Annotated in this window: 14 protein-coding genes; all 14 read left to right on the plus strand. The window is 69.0% G+C overall.

Features of this window, described 5'->3' with window-relative positions; genetic code table 11:
• The 14 genes from GPZ80_RS00035 (at position 1) to GPZ80_RS00100 (ending at position 16,885) form a co-directional block, all read left to right on the plus strand.
• A complete protein-coding gene (locus GPZ80_RS00035) occupies positions 1–2,700 on the plus strand; it encodes an acyltransferase domain-containing protein (protein ID WP_187217651.1) in 2,700 nt (899 codons plus the stop codon).
• Positions 2,697–3,044 (plus strand): phosphopantetheine-binding protein, encoded by a 348-nt coding sequence (locus GPZ80_RS00040; protein ID WP_312880027.1) that lies wholly within the window; start codon positions 2,697–2,699, stop codon positions 3,042–3,044. Before GPZ80_RS00035 ends, GPZ80_RS00040 begins: the two co-directional genes overlap by 4 nt.
• A gap of 11 nt (positions 3,045–3,055) precedes the next feature.
• The gene (locus GPZ80_RS00045) at positions 3,056–3,871 is read left to right on the plus strand and encodes an alpha/beta fold hydrolase (protein WP_187218270.1); all 816 of its coding nucleotides are present in this window, start codon (positions 3,056–3,058) and stop codon (positions 3,869–3,871) included.
• A 70-nt stretch (positions 3,872–3,941) separates the two neighbouring features.
• Entirely contained in the window at positions 3,942–5,084 is a 1,143-nt protein-coding gene (locus GPZ80_RS00050; RefSeq protein ID WP_187217652.1) for a glycosyltransferase, read from the plus strand.
• 193 nt (positions 5,085–5,277) lie between these two features.
• Positions 5,278–7,353: an AMP-binding protein gene (locus tag GPZ80_RS00055; RefSeq protein WP_187217653.1), complete on the plus strand. Its 2,076-nt coding sequence runs from the start codon at positions 5,278–5,280 to the stop codon at positions 7,351–7,353.
• Positions 7,354–7,612: 259 nt separating this feature from the next.
• A complete protein-coding gene (locus GPZ80_RS00060; RefSeq protein ID WP_187217654.1) occupies positions 7,613–8,803 on the plus strand; it encodes an ABC transporter ATP-binding protein in 1,191 nt (396 codons plus the stop codon).
• A gap of 8 nt (positions 8,804–8,811) precedes the next feature.
• On the plus strand, positions 8,812–9,594 hold the full coding sequence (locus GPZ80_RS00065; protein ID WP_187218271.1) for an MlaE family ABC transporter permease: 783 nt from the start codon (positions 8,812–8,814) through the stop codon (positions 9,592–9,594).
• 4 nt (positions 9,595–9,598) lie between these two features.
• Positions 9,599–10,438, plus strand: a complete 840-nt coding sequence (locus GPZ80_RS00070; RefSeq protein ID WP_187217655.1) for an MlaE family ABC transporter permease — start codon at positions 9,599–9,601, stop codon at positions 10,436–10,438.
• Complete coding sequence (locus tag GPZ80_RS00075) at positions 10,435–11,661, plus strand: MCE family protein (protein ID WP_246476619.1); 1,227 nt, start codon at positions 10,435–10,437, stop codon at positions 11,659–11,661. The genes GPZ80_RS00070 and GPZ80_RS00075 overlap by 4 nt, the downstream gene beginning before the upstream one ends.
• Complete coding sequence (locus tag GPZ80_RS00080) at positions 11,658–12,692, plus strand: MCE family protein (RefSeq protein WP_187217656.1); 1,035 nt, start codon at positions 11,658–11,660, stop codon at positions 12,690–12,692. The genes GPZ80_RS00075 and GPZ80_RS00080 overlap by 4 nt, the downstream gene beginning before the upstream one ends.
• 26 nt (positions 12,693–12,718) lie before the next feature.
• Positions 12,719–13,708 (plus strand): MCE family protein, encoded by a 990-nt coding sequence (locus tag GPZ80_RS00085; RefSeq protein WP_187218273.1) that lies wholly within the window; start codon positions 12,719–12,721, stop codon positions 13,706–13,708.
• Complete coding sequence (locus tag GPZ80_RS00090; protein ID WP_187217657.1) at positions 13,708–14,712, plus strand: MCE family protein; 1,005 nt, start codon at positions 13,708–13,710, stop codon at positions 14,710–14,712. Before GPZ80_RS00085 ends, GPZ80_RS00090 begins: the two co-directional genes overlap by 1 nt.
• Complete coding sequence (locus tag GPZ80_RS00095; protein WP_187217658.1) at positions 14,709–15,752, plus strand: MCE family protein; 1,044 nt, start codon at positions 14,709–14,711, stop codon at positions 15,750–15,752. The genes GPZ80_RS00090 and GPZ80_RS00095 overlap by 4 nt, the downstream gene beginning before the upstream one ends.
• Positions 15,752–16,885, plus strand: a complete 1,134-nt coding sequence (locus GPZ80_RS00100) for an MlaD family protein (protein WP_187217659.1) — start codon at positions 15,752–15,754, stop codon at positions 16,883–16,885. The genes GPZ80_RS00095 and GPZ80_RS00100 overlap by 1 nt, the downstream gene beginning before the upstream one ends.
• Positions 16,886–16,901 lie beyond the last annotated feature (16 nt).

Below are 16,901 nucleotides of genomic sequence, written 5' to 3' on the forward strand. Positions count from 1 at the left end.
ATGACGGCCATCGACATCCTCGGACCCAGGACGGTCACCGAGCCGGAACGGGTGCTGCTGCTGGCCGCCGCCAGCCCGGCCGAGCTGTCCGCGCTGCTCGACCGCGCCGACACCGACGTCCTCGCCCTGCCACCCGGCACGGCGATCGGCGCCCGGCTCGGCATCGTCGACCCGACCCCGCGCAGGCTCGCCCTGGCCCGCAAAGTCGTCGCCCGGGGGCGTGCCCTGCGGGGTCGTGACGACGTGTGGTTCAGCCCGGACCAGCTGCTCCGCGGTGGTCGGACGGCGTTTGTCTTCCCCGGCCTGGAAGCCGACTTCGCGCCGCGGGTCGACGACCTCGCCGAGTTGCTCGGCGTGCCGGTGCCGGACCTGGGCACCCAGACCGTCGGCAGGCACGGCGGGGCGGTCCTCGCCGTCGGCAGGCTGCTGGACGCGGCGCTGCGTCGGATGGCGATCGTGCCGGACGCCGTCGCCGGGCACAGCGTCGGCGAGTGGACGGCCATGATCGCGGGCGGTGTCGTCTCCGGCGCCGACTTCGACGCCATGCTCGCCCGCACCGACCTCGACGCGCTGCGCGTGCCCGGCGTCGAGTTCGCGGTGCTCGGTTGCCCCGCGGCCCGGGCCGCCGAAGCCATCGCGCACAGCCCGGAGCTGGTGATCTCCCACGAGAACTCCACCAACCAGACCGTCGTATGCGGTCCCGCCGACCGCATCGCCGAACTGGTCGAGCGGATGCGCGCGGCGGCGGTGATCTGCCAGGTGCTGCCGTTCCGCTCCGGCTTCCACACCCCCATGCTCGCGCCGTTCCTCGGCGAGTTCGAGCAGGGCGTGCCCAGCCTGCGGATGCACCCGGCCGCCATCCCGGTCTGGTCGGCGAACACCGCGAGCCCGTTCCCGGACGACCCGGCGCTGGCCCGTGAGCTGTGCGTGCGCCACCTGGTCGAGCCCGTCCGGTTCCGCGCCACCATCCAGGCCCTCTACGACTCCGGCGTCCGCGTCTTCGTCCAAGCGGGCCCCGGCCAACTCGGATCGCTGATCGATGACACGCTCCGCGACGCCGTCCACCTCACCGTCGCCGCCAACTCCGGGCAGCGCTGCGGTGTCGACCAGCTTCGCCGGGTCGCCGCCGCCCTGTGGGCCGAGGGCGGCAATCCCGACTTCACCGCGCTCGCCCCGCGCAAGGCCGAGGAACCGGTCGAGCCGAGTCTGTCGCGGCTGAGCGAACTGGCTGTGCGGTTCCCCGCGCTGCGCGAGCTGACCGCGCTCATCGACGAGACCACCGACGCCGTCGCCGCCGTCCTCACCGCGGCAGGCCGCCCCGCCATGACACCGCGCGAGTTCAGCCTGACGGTGTCCACCTCGGACATGCCCTACCTGGCCGACCACTGCTTCGCCCGGCAGCGCGATGGCTGGCCCGACGAGACCGACCTGCGGCCCGTCGTCCCGGCGACGACCGTCGTGCAGCACCTCATCGACGCCGCCCGCTCCGCCGCGCCCGGACGGGTCGTCGTCGGCGTCGACAACCTTCGCTTCCGCCGCTGGCTCGTCGCCGCGCCCGCGACCGAGGTCGCCGTCTCGGTGCGGCCCTTGGACAGCGACCGGGTCGAGGTGCGGCTCGGGGACTACGCCGACGGAACGGTCGTACTGGGCGACAGCTACCCGCAAGCCCCCCGGCCGTGGACGCCCAAGGCGGGGGAGCGGGCGCCGAGTCTGTCGGCCGCGGACCTCTATGCCCAGCGCTGGCTGTTCCACGGCCCGTCCTACCAGGGGATCAGCCGCACTCTAGCGGTGTCCGACGACGACGCCCGCGCGGAGATCACCGTGCCCGAAGCGCCGGGCGCCCTGCTCGACAACGTCGGCCAGGTCATCGGCCACTGGCTGGTGGAGAACCACCCGCAGCGTTGGATCGCGTTCCCCATCGCGATCAACCGGATCCGGTTCCACCGCCCGGCTCCCGGCATCGGGTCCACTGTGGACTGCTCGATGCGGGTCACCGGGATCGAGCTCGCCACCGTGCGCGCCGACGCCCAGGTGACCGCGGGCGGTGAGGTGGCGGTGTCCATCGAGGGGTGGACCGACACCCGGTTCGACAGCGACGCCGCGATCGGCTCCGTGCACCGGTTCCCGGAGACCAGCACCCTGTCCTGGCGGGCCGATGGCGGCTGGTGGGCCGCCGCGGAACGCTGGCCGAGCCTGGCATCCCGCGAGTTCTACCTGCGCAAATACCTTGGCGCGGCGGAGATCGCGGAGTACGAGGCCTGTGACCCGACCGAGCGGCGGCGCTGGCTGCTGCGCCGGATCGTGGTCAAGGACGCCGTGCGCGGCAGGCTCTGGGACGACGGCTATGGCCCGCTGTTCCCCGCCGAGTTGCGCGTGCGCGAAGACGCGTCCGGCCGGTGCGCTGTCACCGGTGTGGGCGGGCTTGAGATCCCCGACCTGACCGTGAACGTCGACAGCAGCCACGAGTTCGGAGTGGCGATGGTCGAGGGCCAGATCGCGATCGCCGAGCTCGAATGGCCGCCCGCCCGCAACCGCGATCCGCGGCTGATGGCGGCCGCGTCGGCCGCCTCCGAGCTGATCGTCAACGCGGGCGGCGCCCGCATCGAACTGGTGGCCAATCCCGATGGCCTGCCGGTTCGCCAGTACGTCGTGGCCTGGGTCCCGGGCCAGTCCACAACGCAGAAGGAGGAGACATCGTGACGACCACACCGATCACCGAGGTGCCGTCGCAGGAGGCAGTGCTAGAGGAGATCAGCTCGATGCTCCTGAGAGTCCTGGATCAGTACGGTCTCGATGGCTTTGACGATACAGGCGAGATCGCTGGCAAAATCACTCTAGACACCACGTTCCATGACGAACTCGGCTTGGAGAGCATCGACCTGGTCACCGTCGGGTCGATGCTGACCGACCGCTACGGCGAGCAGGTCAACCTCGCGGCGTTCCTCGCCGACCTCGACATCGACGACGTGATCGGCATGCGCGTCGGCCTGCTCGTGGATTTCGTGCGCACGGCCCTGAGCAGGCCGCGCCTGGCGGGGAGCTGACACCGGTGGGCATGATCCAGGCGAACGGCATCCGCACGCACTACCAGCTGATGCCCGCGAAGAACCCGGCCACACCGGAGCCGCCGACGGTGGTGTTCATCCATGGCCTCGGCTACGACAGCCTCGCCAGCTTCTACCTGACGCTGGCCGCGCCGGTGTCGCAGGCCGGGATCAACGTGATCACCTATGACCTGCGCGCCCACGGCCGCAGCGACCGCCCGGTGAGCGGCTACCGGGTCGCCGACTTCGTCGAGGACCTGCGCGCGCTGCTGGACGAGACCGACGTCGAAGGCCCGGTTTACCTGGTGGGCAACAGTTTCGGCGGCACCATCGCGTTCAGCTTCGCCGAGCGCTACCCCTCGCGGGTGCGCAGCATCGTCGCGATCGAAGCCGAACCGGCGACCCACGAGTGGTCCCGCAAGATCGGCGGCACGCTGACGAACGTGGTCGACTGGATGGAGGACCCGGAGATCCTCGCGTGGCTGGAGGACACCTACGGCGCGCACCACGCGCGCCTGTCGAAGGTCGCCAGCGCGGTCATCCGGGCGACGACGATCGTCGAGGAGGTCCCCCAGGGCCCGTTGCTCGACGCCGAGGCCCTGCGCGGCATCCGCTGCCCGGTTCTGTCCATTGTGGGCAGTGAGGGGTTTCAGAGCGACAACCTGCTTGCCGTGCAGTCCTCACTGCCGGACTGCCGCACGGAGGTGATCGACGGCCAGAACCACTCGGTGCTCGTCGAGCGCCACCGCACCGTGCGCTCGCTGCTGCTCGACTGGGTCGACGAGATCGAGGCGATCCCCGCGGAGGTGGAGGTCGGCGCGGCATGAGTGAGCTTGCGAGCGAATCATCGACACAGTGCCTTCGCGAGTGGAGCCACCGAACTTGTGAGGTGGCCGCGTGAGCCGATTCTTGATTGTGGTGCCGCCCTTCGTGGGTCACGTCAACCCGGTCGCCGGGGTCGCGGCCGAGTTGACGGGGCGTGGGCACGACGTGGCGTGGGCGGGGGACCAGGAGCTGCTCGACCGGTTGCTCCCGGCAGGCTCCACCGTCTTCTCCGTGGCGTGTCCCATTCCCGAACGGCCCGCCGACGTGCGCGGGTTCGCCGCCTGGAAGTTCCTCTGGGAATCCATGCTGGTCCCGCTCGCCCACACGATGCTTCCCGGCGTGCGGGACGCGGTCGAACAGTGGCGGCCGGACGCGCTCCTGGTCGACCAGCAGGCTCTTGCGGGCGCGCTCGTCGCGGGCAGCGTCGGGCTCCCGTGGGCCACCTCGGCCACCACCTCCTCCGAGATCACCGACCCGCTGGCGGCGATGCCCGCGATCGGCGGTTGGGTCCGGGGGCTGCTCGCCGACCTCCGCCTGCGCTTCGGTGACCCGCTCGACGGCCACGACCTGCGTTTCTCCCCGCACCTGGTGCTCGCGTTCACCACCATCGTCCTCGCCGGGGACCCCGCGGTGGCCGTGCCCGTGCGGTTCGTCGGACCGTCGCGCAGGCCCGCCCGGCCCATCGGGTTTCCCTGGGAATGGCTCGACGACCGGCCGCTCGTCCTGGTCACCCTCGGCACCGCCAACGACGACGCCGGCGCCAAGTTCCTCGCCGACAGCCTCACCGCCCTGCGCGACCGGCCCGGCCTGCAAGCCGTGGTCGTCGACCCCGCGGGGGCACTGGCCGACGTCCCCGCGAACGTCCTGTGCCGCACCGAGGTGCCCCAACCCGAACTGCTCGACCGGGCCGCGCTCGTGGTCTGCCACGCCGGGCACAACACAGTCTGCGAGGCGCTCGACCGGGCCGTTCCGCTGGTGGTCGCCCCGATCCGGGACGACCAGCCCGTGATCGCCGATCAGGTCGTGCGCGCCGGGGCGGGGGTCAGGCTCCGGTTCGCGCACGCCGGAGCCGAGCGGATCGGCAAGGCGATCGACGATGTCCTGGCCGAGCCCGGCTACCGTGACGCCGCCAAGCGGGTCCAGGAGTCGTTCGCCGCCGCGGGCGGTGCCGCCGAGGCCGCGACCGAACTTGAATTTCTTGCGCGTTCGACCTGATCGGCCTGTGGCGAACTGACAGAAGATGAGCGAGAACTTGTCGGGCGAAGCGATATTTCGCCGCTCGACAAAATAGCCTTGACCAGCGCGGATTCGCGCTGCGATCCTGATTGTCGAGCTGTGACACCTAGCAGAGAGGGTGCGCTCCACAAAATTCGGGGGTTGTTTTTAAGCAAAGACAGGATCGTGTGCCATGTCAGCCGATTGTGTTGTCTTCGACATCAACATCGATCATCCGCGCGAGCGTGTGTGGAGCGTGATCGGCGACCTTCCGCGGTATTCGCGATTCTTCCGCGGAATCACCTCATTCGAGCAGATAGCCGCTCGGGGATATGGCACCCCCGCCCGCTTCCTGCTGCGCGCCTCCCTGGGGCCGGGGGCGTTGCTGCACCACGAGATCGAGACCAGGATCGCCCGGCCCGACGAGCAACTCGTCCTGGCGGGCAAGCCGGACAACGGCAGCTGGGTCTCGATCCGGCTCGAAGACGGCGGACCGGGCAGGACGATCCTCAAGTTCGTGTTCTTCCAGCCGATGCTGCGCCACCCGCAGGGCATCGACTGGACCGAGTCCGACATCAAGAACTGGGTCCGCGACGCCGTGCGGCGCGTCGACGGGCACCTCGCGGGCATATCCGACCCGCGCGCGGTGCTCAAGCGCAAGGACGTCAGCTCGTCCCCGATGCGGATGGTCTCGACCCTGGCCAAGGCCGGGATCCTGGCCCCCGCGCGGCCGGACAAGATGTTCAAGCAGCTCAAGGCCGTCGCCACGTGGGGCGGGACCATGGTCGCCGGGTACACCGCGGCCGCGGCCCGTGAACCGGGCAAGACCGCGGTCATCGACCCCACCGGCAGACGCACCTTCGGCGAGATCGCCGACCGCTCCGGCAGACTCGCCGAGGGACTGCGCGAGCTCGGTGTGCGCGCCGGGAGCAAGGTCGGCATCCTGGCCCGCAACCACGCGATGTTCATCGAGTCGCTGGTGGCGTTCGGCAAACTCGGCGCCGACGTCGTCATGCTCAACACCGCCCTGTCCGCCGAGCAGGTCGTGGAGGTCGTGCGCCGCCACCGGGTCAAGGTGCTTGTGGTCGACGACGAGTTCGCGGGCAAGGTCGATTACCTGCCGGTGACCGTCACCCGGCTCTGGACCGGCTCGAAGTCGCCCACGCTCGAGAGCGTGATCGCCGAGAACGAGCCGGGCACGTTCACCCCGCCCAAGGAGCCGGGCAGGCTCATCGTGATGACCTCCGGCACCTCCGGCACGCCGAAGGGCGCACGCAGACCGACGCCACCCGGACTGGGCAGCGCGGCGATGGTGCTCTCCCGCATCCCGATGAAGGTCGGCGACAGCGTCCTCATCGCCGCGCCGATCTTCCACAGCTGGGGCTTGGTAGGCGTCCAGATCGGCATGGTCCTGCGGGCCACCCTGTCGCTGCAGCGCACCTTCGACGCGGAGGCCACGCTGCGGGCGATCGAGAAGCACCGGATCACCACGCTGTTCGTGGTGCCGATCATGCTGCAGCGCATGCTCGCCCTTCCCGACCACGTGCGCGAGCGCTATGACACCTCCAGCCTGCGCATCGTCGCCAGCAGCGGCTCGGCGATCCCCGGCACCGTGGTCACCGGCTTCATGGACGTCTTCGGTGACATCCTCTACAACTTCTACGGCTCCACCGAGGTTTCCGCGGGCGCCATCGCCACCCCGGCCGACCTGCGCGCCGCGCCGACCACCGCGGGCCGCTCGCCGCTGGGGTCCACCCTCGGCATCCTCGGGCCCGACGGCGAGCAGGTCCCGCCGGGATCGGTCGGGCGAATCTTCGTCGGCAACGACATGCTCTTCGACGGTTACACCGACGGCGTCGCCCGCGAGATCAGACACCAGCTGATGGACACCGGCGACCGCGGCTACTTCGACGCCGACGGGCGGCTGTTCGTCTCCGGCCGCGACGACGAGATGATCGTCTCCGGGGGCGAGAACGTCTTCCCCCGGCCGGTCGAGGAGGTGCTGTCCGCGCTGCCGCAGGTCGACGACGTCGCCGTGGTCGGCGTGCCCGACGACGAATACGGCCAGCGCCTTGCCGCCTATCTCGTACTGCGCGCCGGCGCCCGGCTCGACGCGGAACTCGTGCGTTCCTATGTCCACCAGCGGCTGGCCCGGTTCTCCGTGCCACGCGATGTCCTCTTCGTCGACGAGTTGCCGCGCAACCCCACCGGAAAGGTCCTCAAGCGGCTGCTGACCGACGAGCACCCGCTCGTTCAGCAGCTGGACTGAACCCTTGCTGTCCGTTCCACAAACTCTGGGGGCGAACTCTGTCCAGAGTGACAATCCAGCCCACATTTCGGGCCATTATGGAAGCCATTTCGGGCACATGTTGTCAGCCGTGTGACACGTCGGTAATGTACCGCTGAGTAGCCGATTCGCGACCATTTGCGTGAATGCGGTCCCGCTATTATTGGCCGGGTCGGAAAGAAATGACCGGCGCCTGGATTGTGTTTGTCCTTCGGCGAAGACGAAATCATTGGGAGATGCGATGGGTGTCGAGGTCGCCGTCGAGGGATTGAGCAAGTCCTTCGGTCGCCAGTCCATCTGGCGCGACGTCACCCTCACCCTGCCCCCGGGTGAGGTGTCGGCGCTGCTCGGCCCTTCGGGCACCGGCAAGTCGGTCTTCCTGAAGTGCCTGATCGGGCTGCTCAAACCCGAGCGCGGCAGCGTGATCATCAACGGGGTCAACCTGTGCACGTGCAGTGAGCGGGAGATGTACGAGATCCGCAAGCTCTTCGGGGTGCTGTTTCAGGACGGCGCCCTGTTCGGCTCGATGAACCTCTTCGACAACGTGGCGTTCCCGCTGCGTGAGCACACGAGGAAGTCCGAGGCCGAGATCAAGCGCATCGTCTTCGAGAAGCTCGAGCTGACCGGCCTGCAGGGCGCCGAGACCAAGCTCCCCGGCGAGATCTCCGGCGGCATGCGCAAGCGCGCGGGCCTGGCCCGGGCGCTGGTGCTCGACCCCGAGATCATCCTGTGCGACGAGCCGGACTCCGGTCTCGACCCCGTCCGCACCGCATACCTCTCGCAGCTGCTCATCGACCTGAACGCGCAGATCGACGCGACGATCCTCATCGTCACCCACAACATCAACCTCGCCCGGACGGTTCCGGACAACATCGGCATGCTCTTCCGCAAGGAATTGATCATGTTCGGCCCCCGTGAGGTGCTGCTGACCAGCGACGAGCCGGTCGTGGAGCAGTTCCTCAACGGCAGGCGGTTCGGTCCGATCGGGATGTCCGAGGAGAAGGACCAGGCGACCATGGCCGCCGAGGCCGCGCACCAGGAGGCGGGCCACTCCGACGGGTCCAATGAGGACGTCCGCGGCGTGGTGCCGCAGATCGAGCCGACGCCGGGGATGCCCGCCCGCGACGCGGTGCGCAGGCGCCGCAACCGGGTGCTGAAGATCCTCGACACGCTGCCCGAGAGCGCCCAGCACGGCGTGCTCGCCTCGCTCAGCGCCGAGGACCTCGGCCGCTACGACGACTGGGCCCGCCGCGCCGCGCAGGGTCGGATGAACACCAGGCACGCCGGTCCGGTCGCGACGATCCCCGGTGTGTCCACACTGGACCCGGACGCGACCGGCAGGATGCACGCGCCGCCGCCCCCACTTCCGCACCGGGGCGCACGTCCCGGTGACGAGCACCGCCAGCGCCCCCGACCGGAGGCGCGCCCGTGACCACCCTGATGGACAAGTCCCGGTCCGCGGTCGTCGCAGCGCTCAACGAGTTCGGCAGCCTGTTCTCCCTCGGCCTCGACGTCGTCGTGAACATGTTCCGCAGGCCATTCCAGGCCCGTGAGTTCATCCAGCAGTTCTGGTTCATCGCGAGCGTCTCGATCCTGCCCGCCGCGTTCGTCGCGATCCCGTTCGGCGCGGTCATCACCCTGCAACTCGGGTCGCTGACCAGCCAGATCGGCGCGGAGTCGTTCAACGGCGCGGCGAGCGTGCTGGCGGTGATCCAGCAGGCGAGTCCGATCGTGACCACGCTGATCATCGCGGGGGCGGGCGGCTCGGCCATCTGCGCCGACCTCGGCTCCCGCACCATCCGCGAGGAGATCGACGCGATGAAGGTGCTCGGCGTCTCGCCGGTGCAGCGCCTTGTCGTGCCGAGGGTGCTGGCCGCGATGCTCGCCGGTGTGCTGCTCAACGGCATGGTCAGCGTCGTCGGGGTCGCCGGTGGCTACTTCTTCAACGTGATCATGCAGGACGGCACCCCCGGTGCCTTCCTCGCCAGCTTCTCCGCCCTGGCCCAGCTGCCCGACCTGTGGGTCAGCGAGCTCAAGGCCCTGATCTTCGGCTTCCTCGCCGGGTTGGTCGCCGCCTACCGCGGCCTCAACCCCAAGGGCGGCCCGAAGGGCGTCGGCGACGTGGTGAACCAGTCCGTGGTCATCACGTTCCTGCTGCTCTTCTTCGTCAACTTCGTGATCAGCGTGATCTACCTGCAAATCGTCCCCGCGAAGGGAGCGTGAGTCGGTGATCAACATCAATGAGCGACGCCGCCGCGCGGTGCTGCGTTCGACGAACGGCCTGGAACGCCTCGGCGACCAGCTGTGGTTCTACTTCCGGGCCCTGGCCTGGATCCCGCTCACGGTCACCCGGTACTCCCGGGAATGTGTCCGGCTGCTCGCCGAGGTGAGCTTCGGCAGCGGCGCGCTCGCCGTCATCGGCGGCACCATCGGCGTGATGGTCGGCCTGAGCGTGTTCACCGGCACGGTCGTCGGCCTGCAGGGCTTCTCCGCCCTGAACCAGATCGGCACCTCGGCGTTCGCGGGCTTCCTCTCCGCCTACCTCAACACCCGTGAGATCGCGCCGCTCGTCGCCGGTCTCGCGCTGTCGTCGACGGTCGGGTCCGGTTTCACCGCCCAACTCGGCGCGATGCGGATCTCCGAGGAGATCGACGCGCTGGAGGTCATGGCGGTGCGCAGCCTGCCGTACCTGGTGACGACCCGGATCATCGCCGGGTTCTGCGCGATCATCCCGCTGTACGTGATCGGCCTGCTCACCTCCTACATCGCCGCGCGCACCATCACGGTGGAGGTCTACGGGCAGTCGGCGGGCACCTATGACCACTACTTCAGCCTGTTCCTGCCACCGGAGGACGTGCTCTGGTCGTTCGTCAAGGTGCTGATCTTCAGCGTGGCGATCATCCTGACGCACTGCTTCTACGGCTACCGCGCCACCGGTGGCCCGGCCGGTGTCGGCGTCGCGGTCGGCCGCTCCGTGCGGACCTCGATCGTGCTGGTCAGCATCCTGGACTTCTTCCTCAGCCTGGCGATCTGGGGCGCGACGACGACCGTGCGGGTGGCGGGATGAGCATGGACATGCGGAAGGCGCGGCTGCGCAACCAGGGCCTGGGTCTGGTGTTCATCATCCTGATCCTCGCCTCGGGTTGGCTGACCGTGGCCATCTACCAGCACCAGTTCAGCTCGGACGTGCCGGTGCGGCTGCGCGCCGATCGGGTCGGCAACCAGCTCAAGGTCAACGCCGACGTCAAGGTCCGCGGCATGACCGTGGGCACGGTCCGCACCATCGACGTCGTCAACGGCGGGGTGGACATCGGCCTGGCGATGGACCCGAACAAGCTCAAGCAGCTGCCGCGCAACGTGACCGCGCGGCTGCTGCCCAAGACCCTGTTCGGCCAGCGCTACGTCAGCCTGATCATCCCGGAGTCCGCGGACGCCACCCGACTCGCCGAGGGCGACACGATCGACCAGGACACCAGCGGCAAGGCGATCGAGGTCGAGAAGGCGCTGCGCGACCTGATGCCGGTGCTGCAGGCGGTGCAGCCGCAGAAGCTGGCGAGCACCCTCGGCGCGATCTCCCAGGCCTTGGACGGCCGCGGGAAACCGCTGGGAGAGACCATGGCCAAGCTCAACGGCTACCTGGCCGCCATCAACCCGCAGATGCCGCAGATCGAGACCGACCTGGTCAAACTCGCCGAAACCCTTGAGACGTACCAGGACGCGGGCCCGGCGATCGTCGACGCGCTCTCGGAGATGAGCGCCACGGCGAAGACGATCGCCGACAACCGGCAGAACATCACCGACATGGTCACCACGGTGACCGACGCGTCCGGACACCTCGCGGGATTCCTCAAGTCCAATGGGGACAACCTGATCGGCCTCTCCGCGGCCAGCAGGCCCTCGCTGGAGCTGCTCGCCCGGTACTCGCCGGAGTTCCCGTGCCTGTTCAAGGCGGTGAACGCGCTCAAGCCCGACGTGGACAAGGCGCTCGGCGTCGGCACCAACCAGCCAGGACTGCACGTGACGATCACGGTGAAAGACTCCCGCGGCCCGTACCTGCCCGGCCGCGACACCCCCCGCTACACCGCGGGCGGCGGACCGCGCTGCTACCAGTCCAGTGGGGCGCAAGGCATGACGGTGCCGTCCTCGGTGGGCCCCAACTCGCCCGCGGAGAGCCGGTTCGTCGGTGAACTGCTCGGTGCGGCGTGGGGCGTGACGCCCGAGGAGGTCCCCGACTGGAGCGGCCTGCTCGTCGGGCCCCTGCTGCGCGGAGCCGAGGTGACCCTGCGATGAGGAGCCTGACCGGCCCGCTGGTCAAGGGCCTGATCTTCACTCTCGTCACCTTGCTCGCGACCACGATCCTGGCGATCACCATCGCCAACCGCGGCAGCGGCGACACGGCGACCTACAAGGCGCGGTTCACCGATGTCACCTCGCTCAACCCGGGTGACGACGTACGCATGTCCGGGGTGCGGGTCGGGCAGGTCGACCACATCGAGATCGTGGACAACACCGTCGCCGAGGTCGAGTTCTCCGTCGACCGGCGCTGGCGGCTCACCCTGGAGGCCACGGCGGCGATCAAGTTCCGCAACCTGATCGGCCAGCGCTACATCTCGTTGGACCAGGGGACCGGCGACGCCACGGTGACGATGGCCGAGGGCCAGCTGATCCCGCTGGAGCGCACCCGGCCCGCCCTCGACCTGACCGCGATGTTCAACGGGTTCAAGCCGCTGTTCCAGGCGCTGACGCCGCAGGACGTCAACCAGCTCTCCTTCGAGATCGTGCAGGTGCTCCAGGGCGAGGGCGGCACGGTGCAGAGCCTGATCCAGCACACCGCCTCGCTGACGAACACGCTGGCGGACAAGGACGAGGTCATCGGCAAGGTCATCAGCAACCTCAACAACGTCCTGGAGCAGATCAACGGCCGCGGCGACAAGCTGGGCACCCTGATCACCACGACGCAGCAGCTGGTGACGGGCCTGGCGTCGGACGCCAAGCCGATCGGCGAAGCACTCGACAGCCTGTCCTCCCTGTCCACGCACACCGCCGACCTCCTTAAGGGCGGCCGTGAACCGCTGCGCCGCGACATCGAGGCCCTTGGCGCGCTGTCGAAGACGCTGGCGGACAACTCGCCCGCGTTCGACAAGTTCATCGCGATGTTGCCGACCAAGTACGAGACGATCGGCCGGACGGTGTCCTACGGCTCGTGGATGAACCTCTACCTCTGCGGGGCCACCACGGACGCCAAGCCCGGCCCCTCGCTGCCCGGAACCCCGCCGGTCCCGGTCGGGATCCCCGTCACGGACGCGAGGTGCGGACGGTGAAGCTGAAGAACCTGAAGTCGTGGCAGATGAAGCCGTTCAGCGAACGCAACCAGGCCAAGGTCGGCGTGGTCGGCGGCGTGGTCATGGCCATCATCACCGCACTGATCTACTTCGCGCCGGAACTGCCGCTGATCGGCGGCGGCACCACGTACACCGCGCAGTTCCGCGAGGCCGCCGGGCTCAAGCCCGATGACGAGGTGCGCGTGGCCGGGGTCAAGGTCGGCAAGATCACCAAGGTCGAACTCACGGGCCAGGTGGTGCTGATCAGCTTCCGGATCAAGAACGTGTGGGTCGGTGATCAGACCGTCGCCCACATCAAGATCAAGACCCTGCTCGGTCAAAAGAACCTGAACCTCGAACCGAAGGGCACCGAGGAACAGGACCCCGGCACACCCATCCCGGTGAACCGCACGGTCACGCCGTACGACGTGACCGACGCCTTCGCCGACCTGGCGGAGACGACCGGGCAGATCGACACCACGCTGCTCGCGAAGAGCTTCACCACCCTCGCGGAGACGTTCACCGCCGCGACGCCGGAAGAGGTCCGCTCGGCCCTGACCGGCCTCTCAGCGCTGTCGCAGAGCATCTCCACCCGAGACCAGGAACTCAAGAAGCTCCTCGAACACAGCGCGACGTTCACCAAGACCATCGCCGACCGCAACGCCCAGTTCGAACTGCTGCTCAAGGACGGCGCGACCCTTCTGCAGGAGTTCAACAAGCGCAAGGACGCGATCACCGCACTGCTCAAGGGAACCCAGGACCTCGGCCGCGAACTCGCCGGGCTGGTCAAGGACAACCAGGCCCAGATCGGCCCGGCGCTCGACCAGCTCAACCGGGTCTCCGACGTGCTGCAGCGCAACCAGCAGCACCTGGAGCGGTCGCTGCGGCTGGCCGGACCGTTCTACCGCCTGGTCGGCAACGCGGTCGGCAATGGCCGCTGGATCGACACCTACATCTGCGGGCTGGTGCCCGCGAGCGGGGGCGGCTGCATGCCGTCGAAGGGAGGGGGTCGCTGATGGCGGCCACCAGGAAGTGGGCGGTGGTGCGGGGACTTATCGCGACCGTCACCGTCATCGCGATCGTCGCGGCAGGCGTCCTCTGGGTGCTGCCGATGCTCGAGTCGGGCAAGAAGGTCACCGCGTACTTCACCGCCGCCGTCGGCGTCTACCCCGAGTCCGACGTCCGCGTCCTCGGGGTCAAGGTCGGCACGGTCGACACCGTCGAGCCGCAGGGCGCCACGGTCAAGGTCAGCATGACCCTCGAACCGGGGATCCCGATCCCGGCGGGGGCGGTCGCCGTGGTGATCGCGCCCAGCCTGGTCAGCGACCGGTACGTGCAACTCGCGCCCGCCTACTCCAGCGGCCCGGAGATCGCGGAGAACGCGATCATCCCGGTCAGCAGCACACTTGTGCCGGTCGAGCTCGACGAGCTGTTCACCAGCCTCGACAAGCTCAACACCGCGCTCGGCCCGGACGGGGCGAACAAGGCGGGCGCGCTGTCGGACTTCATCACCAGCGGCTCGAAGTTCCTCGACGGCAACGGCAAGGAAATCAACAACATGCTCAAGGCGCTCGGCCAGTCCGCGCGCACGCTCAGTGGTTCCCAGGACCACCTGTTCAGCAGCATCGACAACATCCAGAAGTTCACCACCATGCTGGCGACGAACGACGAGATCGTCGGCAAGTTCAACGACCAACTCGCCCAGGTGTCCCAGTTCCTCGCCGAGGAGCGCGAGACCTTCGGCGGCGCCATGCACGAACTCGCGGGCGCGTTGTCGCAAGTGGAGTCGTTCATCAAGGACAACCGCGGCAAGATCAAGGTGAGCCTCGACAAGCTGCAGGGCACCGTGCAACTGCTCGCCGACCAGCGCGCCGCGCTCGCCGAGGCGTTCGACACCGCGCCACTCGCGCTGACCAACGTCATGAACGCCTACGACCCGGCCACCGGAACCATCGACGGCCGCGGCAACCTCACCGAGTTCTCCAGCGCCAACCCGGTCCTGCCCCTGGTGGGACAGTGAGGACCCGGCTGCGGCTGGCCGCCGCCGTCCTCGTGGTCCCCCTCGCCGCCGGTTGCGGCTCGGTGGGCGGGCTCTACGACATGCCGCTGCCCGGCGGCGCCGACCTCGGTGACCACCCGTTCCGGGTGACCGCGCAGTTCCGCGACGTCCTCGACCTCGTGCCCCAGTCCGGCGTCAAGGTCGGCGACGTGTCGGTCGGCCGGGTCGAGACGATCGAACTCGCACCCGACGGGCGTACGGCGCTGGTCACCGTCGTGGTCAACGGCTCGGTCTCGCTGCCCGCGAACTCCGTGGCCCGGCTGCGGATGTCCAGTGTCCTCGGCGAGAAGTTCATCGAACTCGACGCGCCGCCCAACGAGAGCCCGGACGGCAAGCTCAGCGAGGGAGACGAGATCCCGTTGGAGCGCACCGACCGCAACCCGCAGATCGAAGAGGTCTTCGGCGCGCTCTCACTGCTGCTCAACGGCGGTGGCGTCGGCCAGATCCAGCAGATCACCAAGGAACTCAACGCGGCGTACGGCGGCAACGAGGATGCGATCCGCTCCCTGCTGAAGAACATGAACACGTTCGTCAGCGGCCTCGACGCGCGCAAGAACGAGATCACCCGGGCCCTGGACGGCATGGGCAAGCTGGCGGAATCCCTTGGCTCGCGCAAGGAGCAGATCGCCAACATGATCGACAACCTGACCCCCGGCATCGAGACCCTCAGCCAGCAGCGGGAGAAGCTAGTCGGCATGCTCGGCGCGCTCGACATGCTCTCCGACGTCGCGGTCGACACCGTCAAGCGGAGCAAGGACGACATCATCGCCGACCTGCGCGCGCTCGAACCGACGCTGCGCAAGCTCGCCGAAGCCGGGGCGGACATTCCCAGGGCGATGGAGATGCTCCTGACGTTCCCCTTCCCCGACTCCGCTCTCGACGCGATCAAGGGCGACTACCTCAACACCTATCTGAAGCTTGACGCGAAGGTCGCGCCGCCGCAGACGATCGCGGGCGCGCCCAGCCTTCCGCTGCCCTCCAACGAGCAGGGAGGTCGCTGATGCTGACCAGGAAAGTCCGGGTCCAAGTGGTGGCCTTCGTGCTCATCGCGCTGGTCGGCGTGAGCTATGTCGGCGCGCGGTACGCCGGTCTCGGCGGCATGTTCGGCAACTCCGGCTACACGGTCACCGTCCGGCTCGCCGACTCCGGCGGCATCTTCACCCACGCCGAGGTCACCTACCGCGGCGTCGGGATCGGCCGGGTCGGTCAGCTGCAGCTCACCGACGCGGGAGTCGAGGTCGAACTGCTGATCCGGCCGGACGCGCCCTCGGTGCCCGAGGAGGTCGACGCCGTGGTGGCCAACCGGTCGGCGGTCGGCGAGCAGTACGTCGACCTGCGCCCGCGCCGCGACGGAGCGCCGTTCCTCGCCGACGGGTCGGTCGTCCAGCAGCGCAACACGGCGCTGCCGCTGCCCACCGAGACGCTGCTGCTCAACCTCGACAAGCTGGTCACGTCGGTGCCCACCGACGACCTGCGCAACGTGGTCGACGAACTCTACGACGCGACGCTCGAGACCGGCCCGCACCTGCAGGCGCTGCTCGACTCCGCCGCGAGCTTCACCGACAAGGCCGTCACGCACCTGCCGCAGACCACCACGCTGATCACCGACGCCGGGGTCATGCTGGCCAGGCAGGTGGAGAACGGCGAGTCGATCAAATCCTTCAGCGTCAACATGAAGCTGATCGCCGAACAGCTCAAGGCCTCCGACGGCGACATCCGGACCCTGCTGGGCTCCGCGCCCGCCGCCGCGCTCCAGGTCAGTGAGCTGATCAAGGAGATCGGCGGGGCGACCGGGATCCTGCTGGCGAACCTGCTGACGACGTCGAACGTGCTGCAGACCCGGCAGGGCAACCTGGAGCAGCTGCTGGTGATCACTCCGCAGGCGGTCGCCGCGGGCCGCCAGGTCATCCGGTCGGACGGCGCCCACTTCGGGTTGGCGTCGACGTTCTTCGCGCCGCTGCCATGCGTCACCGGCTACGGCACCAAGTACCGCAACGGACTCGACACCGGGCCCGCGCAGTTCAACACCCAGGCCCGCTGCGCTTTGGCGCCAGGCACGGGTGTCAACGTGCGCGGCTCGCAGAACGCCCCCGGCTCGGGCGCCGTGCCGCCCGCGTCAAAGCCCGGCGGCTGAGCGGTCCTTTTCGGAT

The organism is Actinokineospora xionganensis (genome assembly GCF_014323725.1).
Classification (GTDB): Bacteria; Actinomycetota; Actinomycetes; order Mycobacteriales; family Pseudonocardiaceae; genus Actinokineospora; species Actinokineospora xionganensis.

Coding starts and splice junctions, on each gene's coding strand:
- GPZ80_RS00065 (WP_187218271.1), top strand. CDS start 8,812: ATGGACAAGTCCCGGTCCGCGGTCGTCGCAGCGCTCAACGAGTTCGGC.
- GPZ80_RS00085 (WP_187218273.1), top strand. CDS start 12,719: ATGAAGCCGTTCAGCGAACGCAACCAGGCCAAGGTCGGCGTGGTCGGC.
- GPZ80_RS00060 (WP_187217654.1), top strand. CDS start 7,613: ATGGGTGTCGAGGTCGCCGTCGAGGGATTGAGCAAGTCCTTCGGTCGC.
- GPZ80_RS00045 (WP_187218270.1), top strand. CDS start 3,056: ATGATCCAGGCGAACGGCATCCGCACGCACTACCAGCTGATGCCCGCG.
- GPZ80_RS00090 (WP_187217657.1), top strand. CDS start 13,708: ATGGCGGCCACCAGGAAGTGGGCGGTGGTGCGGGGACTTATCGCGACC.
- GPZ80_RS00080 (WP_187217656.1), top strand. CDS start 11,658: ATGAGGAGCCTGACCGGCCCGCTGGTCAAGGGCCTGATCTTCACTCTC.
- GPZ80_RS00055 (WP_187217653.1), top strand. CDS start 5,278: ATGTCAGCCGATTGTGTTGTCTTCGACATCAACATCGATCATCCGCGC.
- GPZ80_RS00075 (WP_246476619.1), top strand. CDS start 10,435: ATGAGCATGGACATGCGGAAGGCGCGGCTGCGCAACCAGGGCCTGGGT.
- GPZ80_RS00100 (WP_187217659.1), top strand. CDS start 15,752: ATGCTGACCAGGAAAGTCCGGGTCCAAGTGGTGGCCTTCGTGCTCATC.
- GPZ80_RS00035 (WP_187217651.1), top strand. CDS start 1: ATGACGGCCATCGACATCCTCGGACCCAGGACGGTCACCGAGCCGGAA.